General features: G+C 68.5%; 22 protein-coding genes. 15 read left to right on the forward strand and 7 right to left on the reverse strand.

The features are described from left to right. The first annotated feature begins 32 nt into the window (after positions 1-32). Together QHF84_RS32290 and QHF84_RS32295 are read left to right on the forward strand one after the other, a co-directional pair. Positions 33-1,103 carry a cation diffusion facilitator family transporter gene (locus tag QHF84_RS32290; protein WP_281317333.1) on the forward strand — a complete coding sequence of 357 codons (1,071 nt, stop codon included), beginning with the start codon at positions 33-35 and terminating at the stop codon, positions 1,101-1,103. Between the two features lie 25 nt (positions 1,104-1,128). After that, complete coding sequence (locus QHF84_RS32295; protein WP_281317334.1) at positions 1,129-1,521, forward strand: nuclear transport factor 2 family protein; 393 nt, start codon at positions 1,129-1,131, stop codon at positions 1,519-1,521. A gap of 31 nt (positions 1,522-1,552) precedes the next feature. Here QHF84_RS32295 and QHF84_RS32300 read toward each other — a convergent pair whose 3' ends face one another. Beyond that, positions 1,553-2,143 carry a hypothetical protein gene (locus tag QHF84_RS32300; protein ID WP_281317335.1) on the reverse strand — a complete coding sequence of 197 codons (591 nt, stop codon included), beginning with the start codon at positions 2,141-2,143 and terminating at the stop codon, positions 1,553-1,555. Between the two features lie 445 nt (positions 2,144-2,588). Between QHF84_RS32300 and QHF84_RS32305 the strand changes: the two genes are divergently transcribed. The 10 genes from QHF84_RS32305 to QHF84_RS32350 all read left to right on the forward strand — a co-directional run bounded on the left by QHF84_RS32305 (position 2,589) and on the right by QHF84_RS32350 (position 13,131). Beyond that, positions 2,589-2,837 carry a hypothetical protein gene (locus QHF84_RS32305; RefSeq protein ID WP_281317336.1) on the forward strand — a complete coding sequence of 83 codons (249 nt, stop codon included), beginning with the start codon at positions 2,589-2,591 and terminating at the stop codon, positions 2,835-2,837. 192 nt (positions 2,838-3,029) lie between these two features. Then, a complete protein-coding gene (locus QHF84_RS32310; protein WP_281317337.1) occupies positions 3,030-3,185 on the forward strand; it encodes a hypothetical protein in 156 nt (51 codons plus the stop codon). Positions 3,186-3,283: 98 nt separating this feature from the next. Then, positions 3,284-4,324 carry a hypothetical protein gene (locus QHF84_RS32315; RefSeq protein ID WP_281317338.1) on the forward strand — a complete coding sequence of 347 codons (1,041 nt, stop codon included), beginning with the start codon at positions 3,284-3,286 and terminating at the stop codon, positions 4,322-4,324. An 8-nt stretch (positions 4,325-4,332) separates the two neighbouring features. Beyond that, on the forward strand, positions 4,333-5,052 hold the full coding sequence (locus QHF84_RS32320) for a cellulose binding domain-containing protein (RefSeq protein ID WP_281317339.1): 720 nt from the start codon (positions 4,333-4,335) through the stop codon (positions 5,050-5,052). Between the two features lie 10 nt (positions 5,053-5,062). After that, the gene (locus tag QHF84_RS32325) at positions 5,063-6,511 is read left to right on the forward strand and encodes a serine/threonine-protein kinase (RefSeq protein WP_281317340.1); all 1,449 of its coding nucleotides are present in this window, start codon (positions 5,063-5,065) and stop codon (positions 6,509-6,511) included. Between the two features lie 399 nt (positions 6,512-6,910). Beyond that, a complete protein-coding gene (locus tag QHF84_RS32330; RefSeq protein ID WP_281317341.1) occupies positions 6,911-10,009 on the forward strand; it encodes a TonB-dependent receptor in 3,099 nt (1,032 codons plus the stop codon). A 23-nt stretch (positions 10,010-10,032) separates the two neighbouring features. Beyond that, a complete protein-coding gene (locus QHF84_RS32335; protein WP_281317342.1) occupies positions 10,033-10,902 on the forward strand; it encodes a hypothetical protein in 870 nt (289 codons plus the stop codon). Positions 10,903-11,422: 520 nt separating this feature from the next. Further along, complete coding sequence (locus QHF84_RS32340; RefSeq protein ID WP_281317343.1) at positions 11,423-11,785, forward strand: hypothetical protein; 363 nt, start codon at positions 11,423-11,425, stop codon at positions 11,783-11,785. 570 nt (positions 11,786-12,355) lie between these two features. After that, positions 12,356-12,748, forward strand: coding sequence for a hypothetical protein (locus tag QHF84_RS32345; RefSeq protein ID WP_281317344.1), 393 nt, complete (start codon positions 12,356-12,358; stop codon positions 12,746-12,748). 20 nt (positions 12,749-12,768) lie between these two features. After that, the gene (locus QHF84_RS32350; RefSeq protein ID WP_281317345.1) at positions 12,769-13,131 is read left to right on the forward strand and encodes a hypothetical protein; all 363 of its coding nucleotides are present in this window, start codon (positions 12,769-12,771) and stop codon (positions 13,129-13,131) included. Positions 13,132-13,167: 36 nt separating this feature from the next. On the opposite strand, the gene QHF84_RS32355 is transcribed toward QHF84_RS32350, so the two are convergent. Both QHF84_RS32355 and QHF84_RS32360 read right to left on the reverse strand, forming a co-directional pair. Then, positions 13,168-14,400, reverse strand: a complete 1,233-nt coding sequence (locus tag QHF84_RS32355) for a trypsin-like serine protease (protein ID WP_281317346.1) — start codon at positions 14,398-14,400, stop codon at positions 13,168-13,170. Positions 14,401-14,444: 44 nt separating this feature from the next. Then, positions 14,445-14,825, reverse strand: a complete 381-nt coding sequence (locus QHF84_RS32360; protein WP_281317347.1) for a hypothetical protein — start codon at positions 14,823-14,825, stop codon at positions 14,445-14,447. Between the two features lie 307 nt (positions 14,826-15,132). On the opposite strand from QHF84_RS32360, the gene QHF84_RS32365 reads away from it, so the two are divergent. Together QHF84_RS32365 and QHF84_RS32370 are read left to right on the forward strand one after the other, a co-directional pair. Continuing rightward, on the forward strand, positions 15,133-16,548 hold the full coding sequence (locus tag QHF84_RS32365; protein WP_281317348.1) for a sigma 54-interacting transcriptional regulator: 1,416 nt from the start codon (positions 15,133-15,135) through the stop codon (positions 16,546-16,548). Positions 16,549-16,555: 7 nt separating this feature from the next. After that, a complete protein-coding gene (locus QHF84_RS32370; protein ID WP_281317349.1) occupies positions 16,556-17,236 on the forward strand; it encodes a hypothetical protein in 681 nt (226 codons plus the stop codon). On the opposite strand, the gene QHF84_RS32375 is transcribed toward QHF84_RS32370, so the two are convergent. Both QHF84_RS32375 and QHF84_RS32380 read right to left on the reverse strand, forming a co-directional pair. Next, entirely contained in the window at positions 17,214-18,575 is a 1,362-nt protein-coding gene (locus tag QHF84_RS32375) for a tetratricopeptide repeat protein (RefSeq protein ID WP_281317350.1), read from the reverse strand. The genes QHF84_RS32370 and QHF84_RS32375 overlap by 23 nt on opposite strands. 2 nt (positions 18,576-18,577) lie before the next feature. Further along, the gene (locus QHF84_RS32380; protein ID WP_281317351.1) at positions 18,578-21,349 is read right to left on the reverse strand and encodes a protein kinase; all 2,772 of its coding nucleotides are present in this window, start codon (positions 21,347-21,349) and stop codon (positions 18,578-18,580) included. 153 nt (positions 21,350-21,502) lie between these two features. On the opposite strand from QHF84_RS32380, the gene QHF84_RS32385 reads away from it, so the two are divergent. Further along, positions 21,503-22,138, forward strand: coding sequence for a hypothetical protein (locus QHF84_RS32385; protein WP_281317352.1), 636 nt, complete (start codon positions 21,503-21,505; stop codon positions 22,136-22,138). On the opposite strand, the gene QHF84_RS32390 is transcribed toward QHF84_RS32385, so the two are convergent. Further along, positions 22,139-22,390, reverse strand: a complete 252-nt coding sequence (locus QHF84_RS32390; RefSeq protein ID WP_281317353.1) for a hypothetical protein — start codon at positions 22,388-22,390, stop codon at positions 22,139-22,141. A gap of 119 nt (positions 22,391-22,509) precedes the next feature. Continuing rightward, positions 22,510-24,237 carry a glycosyltransferase family 39 protein gene (locus QHF84_RS32395; protein ID WP_281317354.1) on the reverse strand — a complete coding sequence of 576 codons (1,728 nt, stop codon included), beginning with the start codon at positions 24,235-24,237 and terminating at the stop codon, positions 22,510-22,512. Positions 24,238-24,402 lie beyond the last annotated feature (165 nt).

A 24,402-nucleotide genomic window follows, 5' to 3' on the forward strand; every position in this document is an offset into this window, starting at 1 on the left:
CCCGTCTCGCGCTGGGATGCAGGGGACCCGCGATGGCGACCCCTTCTTCTCTGCCTGCCGTGATCGCTGCGCTCGCCGCGAACACGCTCGTGACACTGCTCAAGTTCGTGGCCTTTTTCCTGTCCGGCTCGGGCGCGATGCTCTCCGAGGCCATCCACAGCGCTGCGGACACGGGCAACCAGCTCTTGCTCTTCATCGGGCTGAAGCGCGGCGCGCGGCAGGGCGACGAGGAATTCCCTTATGGCTACGGCGGCGAGCGCTTCGTGTTCGGCTTGCTCTCGGCGGCCGGCATCTTCTTCATCGGCTGCGGCGTCACCGTCTACCATGGTATCGAGGGGCTCCGTCATCCGCACGCGACCTCGGTCAACGTGGTCACGTTCGTGGTCCTCGGCCTCTCGTTCCTCATCGAGGGCAGCGCGCTGCTCTTCGCCGCGCGGAGCATCGCCGCGCAGCGCGGGAGCATGCCTTTCTTTCGATATGTGCGCGAGAAGGCGGATCCGGCGTCGGTGGCCATCCTGCTCGAGGACGGCGCTGCCGTGCTGGGCTTGCTCCTCGCGGCGATCGGCATCCTTGCGTCGTATTATACGGGCAGCCCGGTCTGGGATGCGATTGCGTCCATCCTCGTCGGTTTGCTCCTCGGGTACGTCGCGATCCACCTCGTCACCCAGAATCGCGATTTGCTGATCGGAATGGCCGTCCCCGATGGCGTGGAGGAGACGTTCGTCCGGGTGCTCCGCGAGCGCCCGAGCGTCCGCGGGGTGCGGGACGTGAAGAGCCGGCGGATCACGCCGGAGGTCTACAAGCTCAAAGCCGAGGTCACGTTCGACGCAGCGTTCCTCGCGGCCCGGCTCGATCAGGCGCTGCCCGCGCAGCCCGGCGCGCTCTCGGGCGCGGAGCGTGAAAGGACGCTCCGGGTGGTGGCGGATGGCGCGCTCCGCGCGATCAGCAGCGAAATCGACGATATCGAGGTGGCCGTACGCGCCGTCATTCCGGAGGCGAGGCACATCGACATCGAGGTGGACCATCACATCGACGAGCGGATCGCCGATTCCATCCGCGAGCGCGCATCACTTCGCGCGACGAGCGCCGAGGCGTCGACCTGATCTGCGCTCGGGGGAGGTACACGCCATGACCGACATCATCGTTCCCGAACGAGCAAAAGAAGAGCTCCTCGCGCTCATGCACCAGTGGACCGCGGCCGTGAGCGCCAAGGACGCAGGGTATTTCGAGCGGCACGTGGACGAGAGCTGGGAATACATCGATTCCACCGGCGCACAGCGCGGCAAAAAGGATTACTGGGCGCTCATCCAGGGCGTGACGTCGTATACCGAGGAGTTTCGGCGGTTCGACGTGCGCATCGTCGCCGAGCGTGTCGCGCTGATCACGGGGGTGTACCTCGGGCGGGTAGAGCTCGTGGGTGGGGAGCGCCTGGAAAAACTCCTCGTGTTCAGCGCAGTATGGCAGCAGCGCGAGGGGGTTTGGAGAGCGCTCATGCATCACACGACGGATGCTCCAGGCTGACCTCTCGGCCCGCCCGTCACGAAGCAAAAGCTCACTCCGGGACGATCCCGGTGTTGATGTAAAACGCCGCCGCCATGACGAGCGCGGTGTGCCGTGATCTCGCATCGACCATCCCGTGGATCTGGCTGGGGATGTGGCGGTTCGGCAAGTGGAGCATATTGCCGTCGACACGGACCTCGTCCGCCGGGTTGGCGAGCACGAGCGTGTCGCCCGAGATGCGACCGAACAGGTGCTCCGCGGGCGTGTGGCCAGGTGGATTCACGATATAGATGCAACCGTCCGGCTGAACCCTGGCCGTGACGCCGCCCCGGAAGAGGATGGTCCCGTCGGCCTTCAGGGTCGGTCCGGGGATCCAGATTTCCTCGTCGGACTCGCCGTAGAGCCGGTACTGCGTGCGCCCATCCGCGCGCAGGCGAGCGAGGATCAGGCCGTCCTCGCTGATGACGAGGTTTTGCAGCTCGATGATGGACGTCGTGGAGGGCGTGTCCGCCGCCGGCGCAGGCGTATCGGTCGACGCCGCCGCATTCGCCGCAGCAGATGTTCGGGCAGGAGGGGATGAAGACGTGCACGCTGTGACGAGCGCGCCGACGAGGATCGACGCCTGGAGCCGTACCCTGGACATGCCCGCGTCTTACTACAGTGCAGCGGTCAATCTACCAGAAAAGCGGCGCCTCCATCACTCTCCAAGGAAGGGCTGACGAACGGCGACGAGCGGGGTATCCTCGTGCTGGATGCAAGGAGGCGGGAGGCAACGTGGGTTCGGGACGTTGTGGGCCATGTGGTCGCTCGCGATGCTCTCTCCACTTTACCTCTATGCCTTGCCGTTCCTTTATGCGCGGTGGTGGAGGCTCGACACCTGCCCGCCCTCCCATCGTCCATGTTTCGAGTGGTCCGATGGCGGGCCTGAATTGCGCCTGTGCCTCGTCGCTCTCGCCCTTGCGATGGGGAGCGTCGTTCTCCCGGTCGTATGGCATCGCCGATCGCTCACCCGGTTGCTCCGCCGCACCACCCGCGCACCAGGCACCCTGCTTCAGTCCTCGAGACTCGAGCTCGCGCGACATGCGGCCGTGCTCCGATACGAAGGCCGCCTGGCCATGGTGCTCGTGATGCTCTTGCCGATCTGTTTCCTGGCATTGGTGGAGTCGGGGATCATCGTCTACTGCCATCAATTCTCGGACGGGTCGGGGCGGATCGTCCCGAGCCCCGAGGACTACGTGCCGCTCGCGGCCATTTCGACGATCTTCGTCGCATGGCACGTTCCCACACGTGGACGTGTCCTCGGCGCGCTGGAGGGCACGCCTCGCGAGCTCCGCTAGCTCCCCGGGCGTTCGTCCTGGAGCCGCGCGAGCGGATGCAGGAGAGGTAGGGCAACGCGCCCGCACCCGCTGCCGCCTTCGCCGTTGACGCCCCGCGTAACGGTTGCCGTTCGGTTAAACATGATGTTTTACCATCAACGCCGTCGCGACGTCGGAACCTTTCATGTACCGTACGTTCCCGACGATGGGGTTTTGCGGGGAGACACACGCGGCGCTGCGCGTGATCGCAGCATCCGGGGGATCGACACCATCCTCTGGCGGGTGTTCTTCGCGGGCGGCGTCGCGCGCCTCGCGGCGGCCCGCCGCGCCGCTGCGTCATCCCGCCCCGCGCTCGACGTGTCCTCGTGACGCGACCAGGGCCTCGTGCCGCGGGGATCGGGCGGCCGAGGCTCTATGTCGAAGGATCCTGCCCACGAGCCGCAGCAGCTTTCAAGGGGGAAAGGCAAGTGACCTACCGCCGCAATCGCGTGTTCCCGTGGTTCGTGATCGCCCTGCTCGTGAGCGCTGCGGCGCCCGCGATCGCCGGCGAACGAGCGCAGGACGCGCCCTCCGCGCAAGACCTCTACGTGTCGGCGCAGAAGCTCTTCGATCGAGGCAACTTCGCCGAAGCGCTCGTCGGCTTTCGCCACGCTCATAACGCGTCGGGCAGCCCGAACGCGCGCATCATGATCGGCAATTGCCTCGTCGCGCTCGGCAGGACCGCCGAGGCCTACGAGGAGATGTCCGCGACGCTGCGCGAGGCGACGAAGCGCGCAGAGACCGAGCCGAAATATGCACTGACACGCGACGCCGCCGCGAAACACGTCGCGCTGCTCGAGTCGAAGGTGGGAAAACTCGTCGTCGAGGTTGCGGATCCATCGGGCGTCGAGGTGACGGTCAATGGCTCGCGTGTACCGCCGGAGAAGCTCGGCGTTCCTTTCGCGGTGGACCCCGGGACGGTCGTCGTCGCGGCGACGCGCGCGGACGGGCGGTCCGTGCGGCGCGAGCAGACGGTCGAGGCGGGCGCGAGCGCGCAGGTATCGCTCGTGTTTCCGGACGCCGGGCCCAAGAAGATCGAGGCGCCGGCGCCTGTGCGCGTGGATCATGCGAAGCCGCGCGGCGACGAGCTTCGAACAGGCGGCGCGGTGCGAACGGCGGGGTTCGTCGTCGCGGGCCTCGGCGTCGCGGGGATGGCGGTCTTCGGCGTCACGGGGCTCATGGCCCGGAGCCGATTCGCGACGCTCGAAGAAGAGTGCCACGCGGCGCGCTGTACCGATATGAAATATGCCGACGTCGTCGACAGCGGCATGGCGCTGACGACGGCGGCCAATACGGGCCTTGCCATCGGCGCGGCGGGAATCGTCGGCGGGGGGCTCATGATCTTGCTCGGCGGGCCGCGCTCGGCGCCTTCGAGCACGGGCTTCGTGTCGCCCGAAGGCACTGTCGTGGGCGCGGGCTTCACGATGTCGCCGGGAGGAGCGGGCGTCCACTGCACGGTGGCTTTTTAGGAGGCGCAATGGCTTCGATCCGTGAGCGTGGTCCTGCGTCGTCGCCTCTGCTGTTCGCCGCCGCCGTCGCCGCGTCGTTCGGCAGCGCGAGCGCGTGTAGCTTCGATTGGGAGGGATACGATCCGCGGCTCGCGTCGAACGGCGCACCCGGCGCGACCGGGCCCGGCGCCGGCGGTGATGGCGGAGCAGGGGGCGTGGGCATCGGCGGAATGAACGTCGGGGGAATGGGCGCCGGCGGAATGGGCGGTGATGGCGGCGGCGCGGGCGGCGCGCCTTCGACTGGCTTTCGCTTGCAGTACAAGAATGCCAATCCGAAGGCCGACGACATACAGATGCAGCCGCATTTCAAGATCGTGAACGAGACCCTGGAGAACGTGCCCCTGAGCGACCTCGAGATCCGTTACTGGTTCACGCGCGACGGCATGGGGAACTTCATCTACGATTGCGATTTTGCCCAGTTCAACTGTATTCATACATCGGGGGCGTTCGTCCCGGCCTCCGGCGCGAAAGCCGACATGTACGCCGCGATATCGTTCGCGGTCGAAGCCGGCGTGCTGATCGCCGGCACCGACAGCGGGGAGATCCAGGCGCGCCTGCACACGCAGAATTTCACGACCATGAACCAGGCGGGTGATTACTCGTTCGATCCGACGAAGACCTCCTTCACCGACTGGGCGAACGTCACACTTTATTCCAAGGGCGTCCTCGTCTGGGGAAATGAGCCTTGAGGGGCGGGCGATGGAGCTGCGTGGAGGGCGATACGAGATCCTGCACCTGATTGCATCGGGCGGAATGGCGACCGTGCACCTCGGGCGCGCCCTCGGCATGGGCGGCTTCGAGCGGCTCGTGGCGATCAAGACGATGCACGCGCACCTCGCCGACGAGCCCGAGTTCGTCGCGATGTTCCTCGACGAGGCGCGCCTCGCCGCGCAGATCCGCCACCCGAACGTGGTCGGTACGATCGACGTCCAGCAGGACGAGCGGGGCGTCTTCATCGTCATGGAGTACATCGAGGGGGCTTCTCTGCAGCAGCTCCTGCGCGCCCTCCACAAGCAGGGGGCCACGCTGCCGCTCGACATCGCGCTCCGCGTATTTCTGGACATGCTCGCCGGGCTGCACGCGGCGCACGAGCTGACAGACGTACAGGGCAAACCCCTCCACCTCGTGCACCGCGACGTCTCGCCGCAGAACGTCCTCATCGGCGTGGACGGCGTCGCGAGGATCACGGATTTCGGCGTGGCGCGGGCCGAAGCGCGGATCTCGACGACGCATGGCTCGCAGCTCAAGGGCAAGATCGGCTATATGTCGCCCGAGCAAGCGGGACGATTGCCGGTCGATCGGCGGACGGACGTTTATGCAGCCGCCGTCTTGCTCTGGGAGCTCATGGCGCTGAAGCGGCTCATTCGCGGCGACAGCGAGGCCGAGATGCTCGCGAAGGTCGTGGCGAGCGAGACGCCCTCGCCGCGCTCCGTGAACCCCGACGTACCGGAGCCGCTCGACGCCGTGTGCATGCGCGGGCTCGAGAAGAATGTGGATGCTCGATATGCCACGGCGGCCGATTTCGCCGAAGCTCTGGATGACGCCGTCCGCAGCATGGGAATGAAACTCGCGACGCCGCGCGCCGTGGCGTCGTTCGTCCGGGCCCAGGGGATTCACACCCCGCTCGCGGAGTTGCGCTCGAAGAGCAGCGAGGAAGGCCACGCCGCGCTCGTTGCGACACGAATCGAGAATCCGAGCTCCGGGCGCGCGCGCGTGAGCACCTCCGACGTGAAATCCTCGGCCAGCGCGTCGGCGGTCATTGTGCCTCCGGAGGCGAGCCGAGGCAGGCGCTTGCGGCCGGCGCCGCTCGCCATGGCGATCGCCGCGGCGATCGCGCTCGGCGTCGGAGCATTCTGGGGGCTTCGTCCTCCACGGGCAAACGAGGTCGCGCCTCTGGCATCGTCGACACCGGCGCCGTCGTTCGATCCCCCGACGATCACGACGATGCCGACCGCTGCTGTCGCGCCGGCGCCCCCGACGAGCGCCTCCGAGGCGCCTGCGCCTCGGGCGACGGAGTCCGCGCGAGCAGCGCCCGCCTCGTCGAAGGCGGGAAAGACCGCGGCGACGACGAAGCGTGATCCGAGCGCGCCCGCGACGGCGCCTGCGCAGCCTTCGGGCGGTCCGATGTATCGACCGCCGGAGCTTTAGTCGGCGACAATCATCCCTCTTTCAACAACTCCCGCCGACACACGCCGGAGTCTCGATGGCGGCGTCCGCATCGAAGTCCGCCGGCATGCCGCACGTCGGCGCGTCACGTCCGTGCGACGATCGCCCGAGTGGCGGTGTCACGGCGCTGTGTCAGTGTCACGCGCGCGTGACGCTGACACGAGGGCGCGCACCACGTCATTACCTCAAACGCAGGCATCATAGGCCGAATCGGGCATGGTACGAGTATTGCTTGTGTGGAACGGCCCCTAAAGTGAAGTGCACCGAGAATAGAGGATGGACATGCGCTTGACCTCCAGAGCCACACGATGCTTTCTGATAGGAGCGACCTGCTTCGGGCTGCTCGTCGCTCCCCCCGCCTTCGCCGCCGGAGACTCGGTCTTGACCGGGACCGTCATCGACGCGTCCACCCAAAAGCCGATCGCCAACGTCGTTGTCACCGTGACCTCCCCCGCGTTGCAGGGTGAGCAGATCGTCGTGACCGACGCAGCCGGCAACTATCGTGTCCCCCAGCTCCCGCCGGGTGAATACACGATCCGCCTGGACGGCGCTGAGTACAAGTCCTTCGCGCGCGGCGGGATCACGCTCCGCACGGGCAGCACGCTCCGCGCCAATCTGCAGCTCATGCCGGACGAGTTGCGCGAGGAAATCGTGCTCCTGGCCCGGCCCCCGGTGGTCGACATCGGATCGACGACGACGGGCTTGATCGTCGATTCGAATCTTTCGCATCGTCTCGCCGTGGCCCCCCCGGGAGGTCGTGCCTCTGCCGTGCGATCGTTCGAAAGCCTCGGAGCGCTCGTGCCCGGCGCGCAGCCGACCCCCATCGGCTTTTCCATCAATGGCTCCTCGGCCCCCGAAAACCGATTCCAGATCGACGGCGTCTCCGTGGGCAACGCTGCGGACGGCATCAACGATACGCCGCTCTCCCTCGAGTTCGTCCGCGAAGTCAACATCGCCACGGGCGGATACATGCCCGAATACGGCCGGACGACCGGCGGCGTGTTCGATGTCGTCACGAAGTCGGGTGGCAACGAGTTTCATGGGTCGATCTTCGGCAGCTACACGCCGGGCGCATTCGAGGGACAACGAAAGCCCGTGCGCGCGGAGGGCACGGTGGTCGCCGTCGACCAGAAGCTCCGCGCCATTCGTGATTTCGGCTTCGAGATCGGCGGGCCCATCAAGAAGGATCGCCTCTGGTTCTACGCGGGCTTGAACGTGGCCCTCCAGGATCTCGACATCGTGCGCTCGCTGAACCGCTTGCGGTACGAGACGAACCCCGACGGGTCCTTGAAGCTCGACGCGGCCGGCAACCCCATCAGCCTTCGCGACGAATACGGATTTCAGCTCACCTCGCCGATTGAAGGGGGAACGCGGCGGTACGTCGCGGCCAAAGAGACGCTGCAATACATCGGCAAGCTGACCTGGCTCATCAACCCCTCCCACTCGTTGACGTTGTCGGTGTTCGGGTCGCCCACATGGTCCGGCGGGGACGGGCGCATCTCGCTCAACGGGGTCACGGGCACGACCACGACGATCAACACGAACTTGCTGGAAGGAGAATACGCGGCCTTCGGGCGGCAGGAAGAGCAGATGCTGAATACGGTCTCGCTCAAGCTCTCGTCGTCCTTCCTGGAAAAGAGGCTCCTGCTCGACGCGACGGTCGGATATCATTACGCCTACTCGAACCGCCTGCCGGTCGACGGGGTGGGGATCGGCAGTGGCCAGGGGCTCGACACCGTGCCCGGCATCTCGTGGACGCGGGGGAGCCCGCACACCATCGCCGATTTCGAGAACCTCCCGGCAGGGAGCGGCTGCGAGCCCAAGGGAGCGACGAGCGTCATCTATTGCCCCGTGCGCGCCTACCTGACCGGCGGCCCCGGGAACGTCAACGAGACCATCACGAACCGCTTCCAGGGTCGAGCCGTCGTCACGTACCTCGCGAGCGCGCTCGGGCAACACGTCATCAAGGCGGGGATCGACGTCGAGGTGTCGAACAGCCTGTTCGCCCGGGCAAACACCGGAAACGTGTGGTTTTCGGAAACGTACGACGGCTCGGCGTGGCAGGTCTGGCGTATTGGAAACCTCACGAACCCGGACGACGTGTACGTCCCGAAATTGCAGTCCCCCACGACGCACTCCACCATCGTCGGCGGGTTCGTGCAGGATAGCTTCACGTTCCTCGACCGGGTCACGGTGAATGCGGGCTTGCGGTACGACGCGCAGATGATGTCGAGCAGCGAGGGGGTGGGCATGGTGCTGCCCAACCAGTGGTCTCCGCGCGTCGGCGCCATTTACGACCCCACCGGTCAGGGCCGGTCGAAGATCTTCGCGAGTTACGCGCGTTATTACGAGAACGTGCCCCTCGGCCTCGCCGAGGGCTTGTTCGTCCAGCGGCCGTTCACCGTGTCGAACGTGTCGAAATCCGTGTGCGACCCGTCGGATCCCACGAAGGTCGAGGCCTGCCTGGACCCGAAGAACCGCCTCACGATCGGGGCGCCCTACTCGCCGAACCGGCAATGGGGGTTTTATTACGGGGATCGCGCGCCGGTGGATCCGGAGATCGAGGCGCAGTCGATGGACGAGATCTCGGGGGGCGGCGAATACCAGGTCTTCGATGATGCGCGCGTCGGCGTCAACTACACGCACCGGTCGATTCATCGCGTCATCGAGAATATGAGCCGGGACGAAGGGACTTCGTTCCTCGTGGGCAACCCCGGATACGGCGCGGCGTCCGACTTCCCCGAAGCGCGGCGCGATTACGATGCCGTCACGCTGTTCTTCCAGAAATCCTTCTCCGGAGGGTGGCTCGCGCTGGCCAGCTACACGGCGTCGTATCTCCGTGGGAACTATCCCGGCCTCGCCGAAGGGTCGTATCCGTCCCCGCATACGCTCTCCGACTTCGACCTCCTGTCGCTCCTGCCGAACCGAACGGGCCCGCTCCCGGGGGATCGACGCCATTCCGTCAAGGTCTACGGCGCCAAGGAGTTCGCCCTCCCGAAGAACATCCGCATCAACGTCGGCATGAGCTACACCGGCACGTCGGGCGCTCCGCTCGACGTCCTCGGCGCGCACCCCTATTACGGGCGGGGCGCCGCGTTCATCCTGCCCCGCGGCTCGGGTGGCAATTTGCCCTGGGTCCACAGCGTCGATTCGAACCTCGCCGTCGGCTACAAGATCACCAAGGACAGCACGCTCTCCGTGAGCGTGGACGTGTTCAATCTGTTCAACTTCCAGGCCGAGACCAGCCGCGACCAATCCTTCACGTACGCGAACGTCCGGCCCATCGAAGGCGGAACCTTGTCGGATCTGCCGGACAAGGGCGAGTCGGCCTGCGCCACCGGCGCGGGTTGTCGGTACAAACTCGTGAACTTCGAGGACGGCTCGCCCTTCGATCCCGCCAATCGAAACCCGAATTACGGCAGCCCCACGTCGTACCAGAGCCCGAGGACGATCCGCATGGGCGTCCGGTTGACCTTCTGATCGCGCGAACGAGGAGACGAACCATGAATCGCCACGACTACTTCAAGTCGATCGCCCTCGGGGCCTGCGCGCTCCTGTTCACGGCCGCCTTCGGCACGTCCTGCGAGCAGCCGCCGATCCTCTGCGAGGTCGCGAGCGGCGCCTATGCCGTGAAATACTTCCCGAAAGACGCGGGCAGCGATTGCCTCATGCTGCCAGGCGAGCGGGTCGGCATGTCCGTGTACAATCCGCCGAAGGGAGACGACAGGGAAATCGATGCCCTGCGGGCGACGGTCGCGATCCAGGCATCCTCGATGGGCGTCCTGGCAGACACGGCCAAGGCCACGGCGAGCGCGACGGATCCGGATCCGAACCACAAGCAATATTCGTTCGGCAATTACACCGCTCGGCCGGACGCGAACGATTTTTGCGCAGCCTCGGACCTCTCCGTCGCCGAGCAGCACATCCCGGAGACGGCCTACACGGATGCGGACGGTAATCCGGCGATCTATCCCGAGACGCGGCTCGCGTACGAATGGCGCGACGTGCGTGTGCACATGGCATTCGCCACGCCGGGCAACGCCGCGACGGGCGAGGTGACCATCACGCGGGAGAGCGAGGATCCCGTGACCGGCGATCGCGAGACGTGCACCACGACCTACGTCGCGAGCGCGCTGTTCCCCGCCGTCGGGTGCGAGGCGGTGGACGCCATGGGGCAAGCGACGGGGATGCCCGACGACGCGCGCTGCTGCGCCAAGGCCGATCCGGACCAGGGCAGGCCCTTCGGCTCCGGCATCCACCCCGATTTCAAGGTGAAATGTGATCCGGCGCTGCTCCTGTGCGTGCTCGACTGGAAGCCGGGGGAGTCGTTCCCGCCGTTCGGGAACAATTCATTTTGTGGGAATGACGGCTGAGTGATCCCCGCGGCGTCTCCCGCCCAGGAGGCGCCGGGAACCAGCTCGCCGCTGGCCAGCCAGGCACGCCCTTCTGCGCCGCCTGGATCCACACCGACAAGAGGGCTCTGCCGAAGGCGGGGGCGGATTCGAGGCGGCCGACAGGGAAATTCAGGCCGCGCTCGGCCTCTCTCCCTCTGGCCTGGCCGCTCGACGTGCCGGGCGTGATGACCCCATCGAGATCGGGAGAATGCTCAGGGCCTCACGGCATTCACCTGCCGCGGTGACGGGCCTCGCTGGCAAAGCCGTCCGTATTCCGCTCATGCCCAGCGGGAAAAACCTTGCGGCGCTCGTCCAGCTCGACGCATCCGGCAATGCCCTCGAGGCCGAGGCCTTCAAAGCGAGTGCACGTGGGCGGCGCTGCATGGCATTGGGCCCCCGGGTTACAGATGCGCCACGGCATCTAGATTGCACCCTAGACGATCGAGGTTCGCCGACGCCGCGTTGGCACGCTGGGCCTCGATCGGAAAGGAAGGCAAGCATGAGCACTCTGCATAAGATGGGTCGCGCTCTCCGGCTCGGTTTCGGCCTCTCGCTCGTGGGGATGTTCGCGCTCGTGAATGGCTGCGCTTCGGAGGATGTCGCAGGGGAATCCGAGTCATCCGCTGACCAGGCCACCGAAAACCTGGTGAGCATCCTCCCCGTCGGCCATTATACTTGCACGACGGGAGGAGGGTTGATCCTGTCCACGCTGGTGGTGCGGCCCGGTGGAACGTGCAGCATCGTCCAGCCGGAGTACGTCGGATCCTCGCGTGAGTATTGCTCGGGAGCATTCCCCTTCCTTTCCTGCCAGGATTGCCAGGACCTCAGGGAAGGATGCTTCCTCGTGCCGATCGGCTCATGAACCGAGGTTGATCGGTCCCGCCGCGATCGACATCGACAAAGGAGCGAACCCATGAACAGGCGATACGCGATGTCTCGCGTCCTTCCAACCGTGTCCAGGCTCTGCCTTCTGGCCGCGGTCGCGTTCGCGAATGGCTGTGGGGCGGAGGATATCGACGGACAAACCGATGACCCATCGAGCGGCGAGGCCACGGAGGACCTGGAGAGCCGAGAGGCCCGAAGCGTTTATACATGCTCTCTCGCGGAGGGACTGATGCTCGGCTCCCTGGAGGTCTTCACCGCCTCCGGCGGGCAGCCGACGTGCAGGATCGCCGCCCCGGAGCGGCGCCGCTCATCGAGGAGGTTCTGCCAAAGTTCCATCGTGACTCCCCCCTTCGCGGGCACCTGCCCGGACTGCAGAGCCCTCCGACTCTCGCTCGGATGCTTGATGGTTCCGTAGGTGGCGCGTTTCGAGGGCGCGAAAGGGCTCGTTTTCGACGCGAGGTGCGGGGGGCACGTCATTGCAATCAATCGCTCGGGGGCGTCGGCGCTGCGCAGGCGCGCCGACCCTCGTTGAAGAAAGGAGGGGATCGTGAACAATTCTCATCCAGCGGGTCGCTCTCTCCGGAGCGGGTTCGGTATGGCGTTCATGGCGACGCTCGCCCTCGTGCATGGCTGCGCGCCCGAGGAGGCCGACGACGAGGAGGGACAATCCCTCGAGCCATCCAGCGCGGAGGCCGAGGCGGACCTGCAAACCCCAGCTCCCGTGGGCATCTTCAGATGCACCCTCAGCGGGGGGCTGATCAGCGCGTCCATGGTGGCCTACCCCGGCCCATGGGGGAACTCGAGCTGTACGTTCTTTGCGCCGGTGCTCGCGGGTTCTTCGAAGCTCTTTTGCAGCGGCTCCGGCATCTTCATGACGTGTCCGGATTGCCAGGATCTTAGAATTTCTTTGAAATGCCCCTATCGGCAGCCGCTCCGATGAGCTCGAAAAGGGAGGCCATCATGCACAATCCTCATCCATCGGGTCGCCCTCTCCTGGCCGGATTCGGGCTTGCGCTGCTCGCTGCGCTCGCCTTCGTGAACGGCTGCGTGTCCGACGAAGGCGACGGCGTGTCGGGGCCCTCGGCCGAGCCGCCCCCCGCGGAGGCGGCGGATGCCATGCACGGCAGCGCGCCCGTGGGTATCTACAAATGCCACCGGAACCTGCAGCCGAGGTCGCTCGTGGTCACCCCTGGCCCGAGAGGGAACAATACGTGTTCTGTGAGCGCCACGGAGCTGCCCGGCTCGTCCGCTGATTACTGCACTCCGGATGGCTGCCTGCCGTGCTCGTACCTCCAAAACCTCTGGGAATGCCCCTCGGCTTGACGCGCGAAGGAACGAACCCAGGGGCGCGAGCGCGGCTCACCGTTCCCACGGCGCGAGTTGCGCTTCCCCGCCCACCACCGTGACGCCGCGCGCCTCGAGCCGTCGCACCTGCTCCGGGTCGTCCACGTCGTTTGCCGTGACGTCCACCCATTGCAGATCAGGCAGGCGTTCGAGCGGCGCGAGCGACCGCAGCCAGTTGCCGCGCAGCGAGAGGCGGCGCATCCCGGCGAGCCCAGCGAGCGGCGAGAGGTCCGTCAGCGCCAGGTTGTCGAGCGAGAGCGATTCCGTCGCGGCGAGGCGCCCCTCGATGCGCTGGCAATCCGGCAAGCCCCCCGCTGCAATCGGCTCCCCGAGCGCTGCGGCGAGGGCGCGCAGCGTGCGCGCCGGACCAGGGCCCATGTTTTCCATGGCGTCGCAAAGGGCCGAAGACGATTCTCCCTCTGGATGTTCCTGAAAGGAGCGCGGCGGGGGCGCGCAATCCAGGTCCCCGAGAGCGAGATCGATGCCGGATTCCTCCTGAATCCAGCATATCGTCTCGCGCAGGACGCTCCATTTGCCCGGCTTGGTGTCGTCGGCGCAGGGGACGGGCCCGCGCGACGCGAGGCCCACGAGTCGAAACGCGCCGCTTTCGAGGCGCACGAAGGCCGGGCCGCCGCTATCTCCGCCGCAAGCATCGGCCCGCGCGCCCCCGGCCCGCAGCTCGCCCCGGCCGACCGCGACGATGTGGGTCCACGCGGCGTATTTGAGCCCGTATTCGGAGCCGTCCTCCGCGGGCGTCCGGAAGCCGTAGCCGACGAGGAGCATCTCCCGGGCTTTCGCGAGGGCTTCCCGCGTCTCCACGACGTCGGTCAAGAGCGGCGGCGTCGAAATCGCAGGAAGTGGCTCCGCGAGGATCACGAGACCGACGTCGTATCGCCCGAAGAGGTCTTCGGGGCTGGCTTTCCTGTACAGCGGATGCATGACGGCCCGGGCGATGGCCACCGTGGGGCGCGCGGCGCCGCCTTCCGCGCCCCGCCCGACATGCACGAAAGCTTTTTGCAAGGCTTCCGGATCGTCGAGACCGCGCACGCAATGCGCAGCCGTCACCACGAGGCGCGGGTGCACGAGCGCGCCCGAGCAGGTGATGAGCCCGCGGCGGGTGATGGCCACGGCGCTGTCCCATTGCTCGGCGGGAACGGGCGTACCGCCGACGATCGGGAGCGCCGCGGCGAGAGGCTCCTCGGCGGGCGCCCCGCAAGAGGCGACCGAAAGGCAGGAAAGGACCGCCATGACGAGATGCCGCGTCGCGCACACGCGTGATAGCCCGCGGGCGCTCAGTTGTCGCAGGGCCCGACGACGAGCTCGTTTCCCTCCACCCTCGGATCGATCGTGAAATCGCAATGACGGCGGCTCTCGTCGAGGACCTTGAAATAGATCGCATTGTCGCAGCGAGCCATGAGCTCGAGTCGGGAAGCGCGGGAGCTCGGCGCGGTGGTGAGGACGCCGCTGTTTCCGAAGGGACCAATGGTCGCCCGCAATGTCCCGTTGACCCAGATCTGGCACATGCTGTCGACATGGCTGATGACCGCAAGGGAATCCACACCTCGCTCGATGTCGGCAGCGTCGTCGCGCGCGGCAGGGTCTGCCGCGAGGGACGTGTGGCTAGCCGACGCGAGGCCGATCGCCAACATGGAGGCAATGGCAAATCGATCCATAGAGACACTCCTTCCCGTCCGGTTGCGAGATGCGTGAGGGGTCCACGTTGCTGCATGAACATGGAGGCTCGCTGGCTCTCATCGCAAGCGGCGAACCATCGAGCCGGGCATCCGTCGAGTGATAGGATCGACCGCCGCCGGCGCGACGCACACACCGCGGCAGGGGTGGGCCTCGGGGAGTGTCGACCCGTGGCTTCCGCTTCCGCCCACGCTCGCATCCCACCCCCCTCCCATCCCACCCCCCTGACGCGCCGCTTCCTCCGGCCCTCGTTTTCCCGTACCCTCGGCCCTCGGAGAACACGACAGGATGGGTCAGGTGGATCGGCAGGAGCAACGAGGGGCGCTCGAGCTCGTGGTGTACGCCGCGGGAGACGAGGCCGCGGCCACCGCCCTGCCCAAAGCCGGCAGTGTCACCATCGGGCGCGGGGAGGGCAACGACGTGCGCATCGACGATGCGTCCGTCTCGCGCCGGCATGCCGTGCTCCACGTCGGGCCGGTGCTTCGCATCGAGGACAAGGGCAGCGCGAACGGCACGTTCGTGCGCAAGAGCGAGGACAAGGGCAGCGCCGTCGAGACCCGCCGCGTGCATCGCGCGCCAGGCGAGACGTTCTTCGTCGAGCTGGGAGATTGTATCGTCCTCGGATCCGTCATCGCCGTCGTCCGGCGCGCGCGGCACGAGGAGGGAACGAAGGCGTCCGACGAGGCGCGGCGCGGGGCCATGAGCCGCGTCGTCGTCGCGGATCCCAGCATGCGCGCGCTGTACGAGGAGGCGCGCAGGGCCGCAGGGTCGCCGTTCAACGTGCTCCTGCTCGGCGAGACCGGCGTCGGCAAGGAGATCCTCGCGCGGGCCATTCACGAGGCCTCGCCGCGGCGGGGCAAGCCGTTCGTGGCCGTGCACTGCGCCGCGCTCAGCGAGACGCTGCTCGAGAGCGAGCTCTTCGGGCACAAGAAGGGCTCGTTCACCGGCGCGACCGAGGACAAGAAGGGGCTCTTCGAGGCCGCCGACGGAGGCACCGTGCTGCTCGACGAGATCGGCGAGCTGTCGCCTTCGGTGCAGGTGAAGCTCCTGCGCGTGCTCGAAGATCGCGCGGTGCTCCGGATCGGCGCGGTCGCGCCGCGGCCCGTCGACGTGCGGTTCATCGCGGCCACGAACCGGGATCTGGAGGCCGAGGCCTTGCGCGGGACGTTCCGGCAGGACCTCTTCTACCGGCTGAACGGGATCACCTTCGTCGTGCCGCCGCTGCGCGAGCGGAAAGCGGAGATCAGCCAGCTTGCAGCGTTTTTCCTCGAGGACGCGTGGAAGAAGCTCGAGCGCAAGGGCGAGCCTTCCATCGCGACGGAGGCGCGGGAGCTGCTCGAACGGCACGCGTTTCCGGGCAACGTGCGCGAGCTGAAGAACGCGATGGAGCGGGCCGCGGTGCTCTGCGCGGGCGACACCGTGCTGCCGGAGCACCTTCCGCCGCGGATCGCGCGGTCGCCGAGGCCGTCGCCGGACAAGACCGCGGCGCCCCCCGCGGGGGTGGTATGGACGGCGACGCAGCCGATCTCGGAGTCCGACGTGAGCGAGGCGCTGAAGGGGATCAACGAGCGGCAGCGGATCCTCGACGCACTGGAGAAATGCGCCCACAACCAGACACGCGCGGCCGAGATGCTGGGGATTTCGCGGCGGACCCTGGTGTCCCGGCTGGAAGAGTATGATCTGCCGCGGCCGAGGAAGAGGTGAGGGGGCGATGGCGGAACGGGGACGCTTCTCGCAGCGGGTGATCCTCGCGATCGTCTGCCTCGGCGCGTTGCTCGGCGCGTCCGGGGACGGCGCCGGCGGGGTGGACGAGCGCGCATCGCTGCGGCCCGAGACGCCCCCGGCGGGCGGGGCCGGCGGAAGCGGCAACATTTGCGAGGCCGAGTTGCGGAAGTGCCCGAACAGCCCCGCGCTTTGCCCCTGCGGTTACGTCTGTCCGGATACGGAATGCCTGCCCGCTCCGCCGCACTGCCAATTCGACACGGATTGCCCGAGCGGCGCGTGCCAGGGCGGCAAATGCAGGTGCAGCGAGGGCGCCGGGTTCGACCCGTGCACTCCGCGGGTGCCGGACAAACACACCTATACGTGCGGCGTCGAGGGCTTCTGCGTGCAGCTCCCCGATCAATGCGACACGGAGGGGGCTCCGTGCGGCGACGACGACGCCGGGGTTTGCCGCCGCTCGCAGTGCTACGAGCGTTGCTCGTCGGACGTCGATTGCCCCGTGAGCCTGGTCTGCAAAAAAGAGCGATTCTGCGGGCCCATGCTCGTGCCGGACGGCCCGCCGCCGATGTATTCGTGCGCGGCGCGCGGCGGCGAGGGGGAGGGGCGAGGCGCGTGGCTGTTCGTGATGGTCGGGATCGCGGCGGCGCTCAGGGGAAGAAGCCGAAGGTGAGCTGAGGGACCCAGAGCTGCATGAGGCCGTGCGCGGTCTGCAGCCCTTGTCCGGAGACGTCGGCCACGGTCTCCGGCGCGCAGGCGACGCCGTTGTCGCCGGACGGCGGGCAGGGCGCCACGGCGTCGAAGGCGCGGCCATTGAAGATGTTTCCCTGGGTCAGGAAAAGGATGTAGCCGAGGGACAAACCCACGCGGACGCCGCCGAGCTTCGCCTCGATGCCGACCTCCGGCATGAGGAAGGTGGGCGCCGAGCGGAGGACGGTGCTCGTGCCCGTGAACATGAGCTGCGAGGCATGGCCACGATCGTCGCGGCCCGTGCCGCTCACCGGATCGGAGGATTGCGCGGCGACGAGGCCGAGGGAGCCGCGGAAGACGGCCCGAAAGCGCGGACCGAGGTCGAGCCGATACCCGACCGCCGGCCCCATGAACGGGCCGCGCAGGGAGAGCCGGTGCGAGAGCGTGTACGTGACGATCGAGCTCCCGTCCGGGACCCGGACGTCGCGCGTCATCGTGCGTTCGAACGTCGATTCGACGGAGAAAAAGCCGGTGAAGAGCTCGACGGAGACGTTGTTCGCCGTGATGTAGCCGCCGCGCGCGCCGGCGAGGAATCCGCTCGCGAAGGGGCAATGGTCGGTGCAGATGCTCTGGGCGTCGCGCTCGGCATTGCTGTCCATGGAGCCGCCGAGCGCGGGGCCGCCGAAGGCCTGGGCGAACCAGCCCTGCGAGCGCGCCGGGGGCGGGTCCGGCGGCGCCGAGCCGACCACGATGCGCAGCGATTCGCCGGCCGGCAGGTCGTGATCGAGCAGCACGGCCCGGCGGTTGACGCGCACGGTGTGGTGGCCGGCAGGCAGATACAGCGGGCATTCGCGCGGCAGCGGGCCGATTTCTTTTCCGTCGACGTAAAGGGCGCCCTCGCCGTCGACGACGTGGAGCGTAGCGACGAGGCCGCGCAGGCGCCGCACGTCGTCGATGAGCGCTTTTTGCTCCTCGGGCGTGAGCTCGCTGCGGAATCGATCGAGGACCTCTTCGTAGAGGGGGATCGCCTCGGCCGCGCGGCCGAGCTTGTCGAGGCAAACGGCGGCGTTCTTGGTGTTCGATTTGCGCGGGAGGATGTCGCGGGAGGCGAGGTAACGCGCGAGGGCTCGTTCGAGTTTGCCCTCGCCTTCGAGCGCGCGGCCCTCCTGGAAGAGCCTCATCGCCAGGGCCTTGTCCGCAGGCGAGAGCACGCGCGGCGGCGGGTAGGGGCCGCAGGCCGACGCGGGGCGCGGCGCGAGGAGCGCGGCGGCGCCAAGCAGCATCGCGAGGCCGATTCCGAGGGCGTTTCGGGGGACACGCATCACTAGAATTCGTCGTCCGGTTTCGTGACGGGGCCTTTCGCGTCGGCCTTCGGCGCCGTGGGGGCCGGGGCGCCGCTCGGGGCCGGCGGGGTCGTCTCCGAGGGCGCGGACGTGCTCGCCGGCATCGTGGTCGAGGTCGGGGCCGCGGGCGCGGGCGAGGCGGCCTTGGGGATGGGGCTTCCGCCCTGCGCCACGTTCGCGAGCACGGGCTGTGGCGCGGGGTTCGTGGACGGGGACGTGGTGGCCTGCGGATCGGGCTGCGTGGGCCCGGAGAGCGTCTTCTGGATGCGCTCTTCGAGGTCCTTGTTCAGCGCCGCCGTCGCGCGGACCTCTTCCAGGAGTTTGGCTTTTTCCTTGTCGTTCCGCTCGGCCTCGGCGCGTTCTTTCTGCTCGCGCTCGAGTTTCTCCTGCGCCGCGCGCTCCTCCGCGCGCACGGCCCGCACGTACCCGAGCCCGCCGACGACGATCGACGCCGCGACGATCGCCCCCGCGGTCGCCGCGAGCACCGTGCCCCGCCGTGAGACGCGCACGCTCGCGTGGATGAACCGCTCGGCCGCCGCCGACAAACGGACCGTGTTTTTCCGGAGGAGCTCCTTCGCGAACTCGAGCCTCCGCCCTCGCCAGAGCGTGGCGCTCTCCGCGTCGCGATCGAAGCGCGCCGCGTCGTGCTCGATCTCCTCGGCGAGCATGCGATCGCCCTTCGCCTCGGCGATCCACGACGCGAGCCGGCCCCAGCGCGAGAGCAGCGCTTCGTGCGCGAGCGTCACGGAGGTTTCGGGGCCCTCGGCCGGCACCACGAGCCGCGCCTCGCCGAGCGCTTCGATCACGCGTCGCGCCTGCGGCCCCGCGATCGCCGCGAGCTCGTCCACGCTCATCACGCGCCGCGTCCCCTCGGCCGTCGTGAGCGCGAGCAAGACGGCGCGCGCCGCCTCGATCGAGCCCTCTTCGGCCTGCTCCATCGACGCGAGCACCGCCTCGGCGTGCCGCTCGAGCGCGCCCTCGACGCCGCCCACGGCCGTGAGCGCCGAGCGCAAGAGGAGCTTTTTCCCCTTGTCGCGCGCGCTCCAGAGCTCGGTCAGCGCGAACTCGACGAGCGGCATCGCGCCGGCCGTCGCGTCGATCCCCGCGAAGAGCTCCTCCGCGAGCGCCGCGTCCTCGAGCGCGTAGCCATACGACGCGAGCGCGCGCTCGACGCTGTCGCGCCAGTACGTCGGCGAGAGCGGCTCCACGCGGCAGAGGCCACGCGCCATCGTGTTGCCGAGATCCCCCATCGCGAGGAGGTGATGCAAGAGATCACTACGCGCCGCGACGATCACGCGCACGCCGGGCAAGGGCTGCGCGCCGATGCGCACGAGCAAAGCGGCCGCTTCTTCGCGGCTCCCGGCCGACGAGGTAGTGACGAGCTCTTCGAGCTGATCGACGAAGAGGACGATGCCCCGCTCCTCCTCGCTCGCGCGCCGGGCCATCGCCTCGCAGAGCGGGCCCGGCGCGAGCTCGGCCGCGTTCGGGATGAACGGCGCGAGCGCGGCGGCGATCGCGGCGCGTGGATCTCGTCCGGGCTCGGCGATGGCCGTGTCCCACACCTCGGGCCAGCCGACGATCCCGCCCTCGGCGAGCGCCGGCAAGATGCCCGCGCGCGCGAGGCTGGATTTGCCGCTGCCCGAGGGGCCGACGAGCGCGATGAGGCCACGGCCGCGGCAGAGCTCGATCGCGGCCGCGACCTCGGGCGTGCGGCCGAAGAAGACGTCGCGGTCGCGCGCTTCGAAGCGGCGAAGGCCCCGGAACGGGCCCTCGTCCTCGTCGGGCAAGACGCGCGCGCGGCCCGCGAGATCGCGGCGGATCTGCTCGAGGTGATGCGCGACCCACGAGGCCCGCGGAGGCCTGTCCTCGGTGCGCGGCGCGAGCAGGTGATCGATGAGCTCGGCGAGCGCGCGCGGGACACCTTCGATGCGCGCGGCGAGCGGCAAAGGCCGCGCGTACCCCGTGAGCACGCCGGGATCGAGCGCGCCGTCGCCGCCGAAGCGCTCGGCGGGCAACGCGCCCGAGAGGCAACGATGCAGCGTGACGCCGAGCGCGTAGAGATCACTCGCGGCCGAGGGTGGCGCGCCCGCGCCGAAGACCGCGGGATCGATGTAGCCATACGTGCCCGTGATGCGGCCCGAGATCCGCGCGGTCGCGGCGAGCGCGCGTGGGGTCATGCCGTCGTCCGGCTCGGCCGGGATCACGTCCTCCACGGCGGCCGGGGTCGAGGACGCCGACGCGATGCCGAAATCGATGAGCTTGTACGCGCCGCCGGCTTCCTCGACGATGTTGCTCGGCTTGACGTCGCGGTGCACGAGGCCTGCGCCGTGCACCGCGGCGAGCGCGGAGGCGATGGCCACACCCACGCGCAACGTCTCGTCGACGGAGAGCGTTCCTTCGGCCTCGATCCGGTCCTCCAGCGATCGCCCGGCGACGTGCTCCATCGCGAGGCCCATGACCCCGGCCGCTTCGTCGACGGCGAGCGCGTAGAAGCGCACCACGTTCGGGTGCTCGACGCGGCAAAGCGCGCGCGCCTCTTCGAGGATGCGGCTGCGATCGCTCGCGTTCACTTCGAGCGAGAACAGCTTGACGGCCGCGGTGCGCAGCTCGGCCTTGCCGTAGGTCTCGCGCGCGAGCCAGACCGGCGCGTATCCGCCCGCGCCGAGCTGCTCGACGAGGACGAAGGGGCCGATGCGCCTCTGCTCCGGGGGGCGCGTGATCAGGCTCGAAAGGGCCGGGTCGAGGGTCTCCAAGGGTCTTCGAAACGAGCGCCGCGGGGTACGTCCATGGAGCTCGCCGCCCCCGAGGATGCCCGACCCGCGTCGAGGCGTAAAGGGAAGGGCCGTGAGGGAGCCTGCACGAGGCCTTTCCTTGCATGCTCGGCGCGCGGTAGCATCGCGCCCTCGATGGCTTCGAAGCTGCTCTCTGCGATCCTCGTTCGCCTCCTCGTGCCCTGCGCCGGGGTGCTCTCGTTCGCGTGCGTCGGGTGCGTGGACAACACCGCGGGCGACATGGCGCTCGCGGAGGTGCAGAAGCTCAGGGCCGAGGCGCGCGCGACCGAGGCGCGGCTCGCGGCGCTCGAAGGGCGGCAGATGTACGTCGGGCAGCAGCTCTCCTACCTCGCGGGTGTCATCGGCGAGGTGGGGCGCGAGGCCGCGGCGAAGGCGGAGTCGGTCGCGCGCAAGCAGGACGAGGTCGCGCAGAACCTCGAGCGGATCGAGCGGGCGGGGATCGCCGAGCGGGAGCGCGCGCGCGCGACGGCCGAGTCGCCGCAGGCGATCGCGGCGCGGGCGCAGGCGATGATCGACGCGGGGCAGATCAAGGCGACGGTGAAGAACGGGCGGGCGAAGCTCGAAGCGGTGGAGGGGGCCGCTCCGGCTGGTTCACCGGTCTCGCCGTCCGCGTCTCCCGTGTCTCCTGCACCTCCGACGCGTAGCCTGGAGCTGGAGGATCCGTGGGCCGGGCAGCGCAAGCCGACCGCACCGGCATCGCCGCCGGCCAAGCCTGCAGGCCGGCGGATGTCGGACGACCTGGGTTTCTAGCTACGCGCTCCCACCGGACGACGTCCACATCGTCGGCGCGGCTTCGGGCGCCTCGGTGAGCCCGCGCAGCACGCGCAGCGCGTGGGACAACGTGCCCCAGAGCGCCTCGTAGGCCGCAGGTTCGAGCCGGATCGAGGTCGCGCCGAGGTGGATCGAGATCACGTTGCACTGCGGGCAATGGTCGACGCGGGCGACGGGACCGCGCGAGAGCGTCACGGGGGCGCAAGAAGAGGCCTTCGCGGGACAAGACATGGTCGTGCTCCTGGGGTCTGGGTCGGGGTGGCGTGCTCGTTGATAATGAAAGTGATGTTCAATATCAGTACATGGCCAAGGTCGACCTGTCAAGCGATCTCGTGCGGACGCTTGCGGATTCAGTCCTCGTCGTCGGGGGAGGCGCTGCTCGGCGGGGGAGGCGGGACGAACCGCAGGCGTGGACGCGGCGCGGGTGCGGCAGGGCGATCGGGTGCGTCGAGGGCGTAGACGAAGAGGCGTCCGTTCACGACGAGGAGCGGCGCCTTCGCGAAGAGCTCGGGGTGGCAGCCGGGGCTCCGGGCGCGGGTGACGGCGTGAACGACGGCGACGCCGGGGCCGGGGCGCTCGCCGCAACGAAGGCGCTCGTATTCGATGCCGTTCGCTTCGAGCTCGCGGGCCATCATCCAGCCATAACGGTGGTAATACACGGGCCCGAGGTTCCGGGCTTTCAGGGCGGCGGCGACGTCGGCCATGTCCTGCCCCCAGTCCTCGCCGACGACGCTGACCTTGGGCCCGAAGACGGGGCCGAGGGTGAGGGCATTGAAATACCCGACGGGGTGGCGATACCACGCAATCGCCGAGGCAAAGGTGCCGGCGCCGAGCAAGGCGAGCAGCGTCCGCGTCCGGCGCGTCCCTTCCTGCCAGAGCTGCGCGGCGACGGTCCCGGCGCCGAGGACGAAAAACGGCACCACCGGCAGGACGTGACGCACGCCGATGTTGATCTTCGAGCCCATGGAAATGGCGAGGTAGAGGCCACACGCTGCGAGGAGCGTGCCGGCCACGCGATCCGGCGCGGCGCGGCGGCGGATCGATCGGGCGAGCCCGACGCCGAGCAAGACGAGCACGGCGAGCGGATTCTTGATCGCGAGCATGACCGGGAAATACCCGGCCCAGCCGCCGTCCGCGCGCTGGCCGAGGAAATAGGTCGCATGCCCGTCGCGGCCCTGCACCGAGACCATCGACAAACCAAAGACGTACGTGTACGGAAGCGGCACCGGCAGCCAGCGCGGCAGGCGCGCAAGCGGGGAGCGCTCTTCGAGGAGCCGATGATTCGCCCGTTTCGAGATGTAACTCTGCGGCTCGGGCTCCGCGAGGATACGCGCGACCGTCCAGCCCGTGCGCTGAAACCCATACGCCGCATTGACGGCGAGGACCGCGGCGAGCGTGACGGCGAAGGCATGCGCGGCGAACCGGCCGAGCCTCGCGCGCCGCGTGGGCGCATCACCCTCGGCGCCGCCGCGCCAAGCGAAAAAAAGTCCCAGCGAGACGAGGAGCGGGACCAGGAACGCCGCGCTGTATTTGATGCAGAATGCCGCCGCCACCGCGAGCGTCGTGGTGATCGCCGTCCGCAGCCGCGGCCGCTCGAAATGCTCGGCCGCCTCGCCCACGGCGATCGTCGTGGCCAGCGCGATCGGCAAATCCGTGGTGACGAGCCGGCCGTGCGCGAGGAGCGTCGGGTGCAGGCAATGGAGCCCGAGCGCGAAGAGGGCCGCGTGATCCCCAGCCCTCCGCCGCGCGAAGCGAAACACGTACAGCCCGAGCAGAAACGAAAAAAGCACGTTCACGTGCCGCGCAATGACGAGCTCGGCCCGCGCCGCCGCCCAGTGCGCCGTGAAGTATTGCTCGGCCAGCTTGCCCGTGTCCGCGTCGGCCCACGCTGGAAACGAGGTCAGATCGACGCGGTCGCCGAGGAGCGCGGCCGGCAGCGCGAGCAAGGCGTCCGCGAGCGGCGGGTGCGCGTAGCCGAGCCTGGTGTCGCGGATCCACCAGTACGACAGGCCCCGCACGAGGTGGACCGGCTCGTCCATCGTCGGCGAATCGAGGTGGACACCGACGAGGGAGATCACGAGGAGGATCCCGAGGAGCAAGGCGGCAAGCCACGGGATGCGACGTTTTGGGAGGGCTTCGAACGCAGACATCGGCGAGAGCGGCCGAGCGACCCGAGGCCGCCCCATTCCTACGGAAATCTCCGCGTGGACGCCGCGAGGCCAGCAAAGTCGGCCGGAATTGTC

Origin of the sequence: Polyangium sp. y55x31, from assembly GCF_029946505.1 — a bacterium.
GTDB lineage: Bacteria > Myxococcota_A > Polyangia > Polyangiales > Polyangiaceae > Polyangium.

Bases quoted from the DNA above. Each gene is read 5' to 3' on its own strand.
- QHF84_RS32325 (WP_281317340.1), top strand. From the start codon at position 5,063: ATGGAGCTGCGTGGAGGGCGATACGAGATCCTGCACCTGATTGCATCG.
- QHF84_RS32320 (WP_281317339.1), top strand. From the start codon at position 4,333: ATGGCTTCGATCCGTGAGCGTGGTCCTGCGTCGTCGCCTCTGCTGTTC.
- QHF84_RS32390 (WP_281317353.1), bottom strand. From the start codon at position 22,390: ATGTCTTGTCCCGCGAAGGCCTCTTCTTGCGCCCCCGTGACGCTCTCG.
- QHF84_RS32290 (WP_281317333.1), top strand. From the start codon at position 33: ATGGCGACCCCTTCTTCTCTGCCTGCCGTGATCGCTGCGCTCGCCGCG.
- QHF84_RS32375 (WP_281317350.1), bottom strand. From the start codon at position 18,575: ATGCGTGTCCCCCGAAACGCCCTCGGAATCGGCCTCGCGATGCTGCTT.
- QHF84_RS32370 (WP_281317349.1), top strand. From the start codon at position 16,556: ATGGCGGAACGGGGACGCTTCTCGCAGCGGGTGATCCTCGCGATCGTC.
- QHF84_RS32300 (WP_281317335.1), bottom strand. From the start codon at position 2,143: ATGTCCAGGGTACGGCTCCAGGCGTCGATCCTCGTCGGCGCGCTCGTC.
- QHF84_RS32340 (WP_281317343.1), top strand. From the start codon at position 11,423: ATGAGCACTCTGCATAAGATGGGTCGCGCTCTCCGGCTCGGTTTCGGC.
- QHF84_RS32335 (WP_281317342.1), top strand. From the start codon at position 10,033: ATGAATCGCCACGACTACTTCAAGTCGATCGCCCTCGGGGCCTGCGCG.
- QHF84_RS32350 (WP_281317345.1), top strand. From the start codon at position 12,769: ATGCACAATCCTCATCCATCGGGTCGCCCTCTCCTGGCCGGATTCGGG.
- QHF84_RS32295 (WP_281317334.1), top strand. From the start codon at position 1,129: ATGACCGACATCATCGTTCCCGAACGAGCAAAAGAAGAGCTCCTCGCG.
- QHF84_RS32360 (WP_281317347.1), bottom strand. From the start codon at position 14,825: ATGGATCGATTTGCCATTGCCTCCATGTTGGCGATCGGCCTCGCGTCG.
- QHF84_RS32385 (WP_281317352.1), top strand. From the start codon at position 21,503: ATGGCTTCGAAGCTGCTCTCTGCGATCCTCGTTCGCCTCCTCGTGCCC.
- QHF84_RS32355 (WP_281317346.1), bottom strand. From the start codon at position 14,400: ATGGCGGTCCTTTCCTGCCTTTCGGTCGCCTCTTGCGGGGCGCCCGCC.
- QHF84_RS32365 (WP_281317348.1), top strand. From the start codon at position 15,133: ATGGGTCAGGTGGATCGGCAGGAGCAACGAGGGGCGCTCGAGCTCGTG.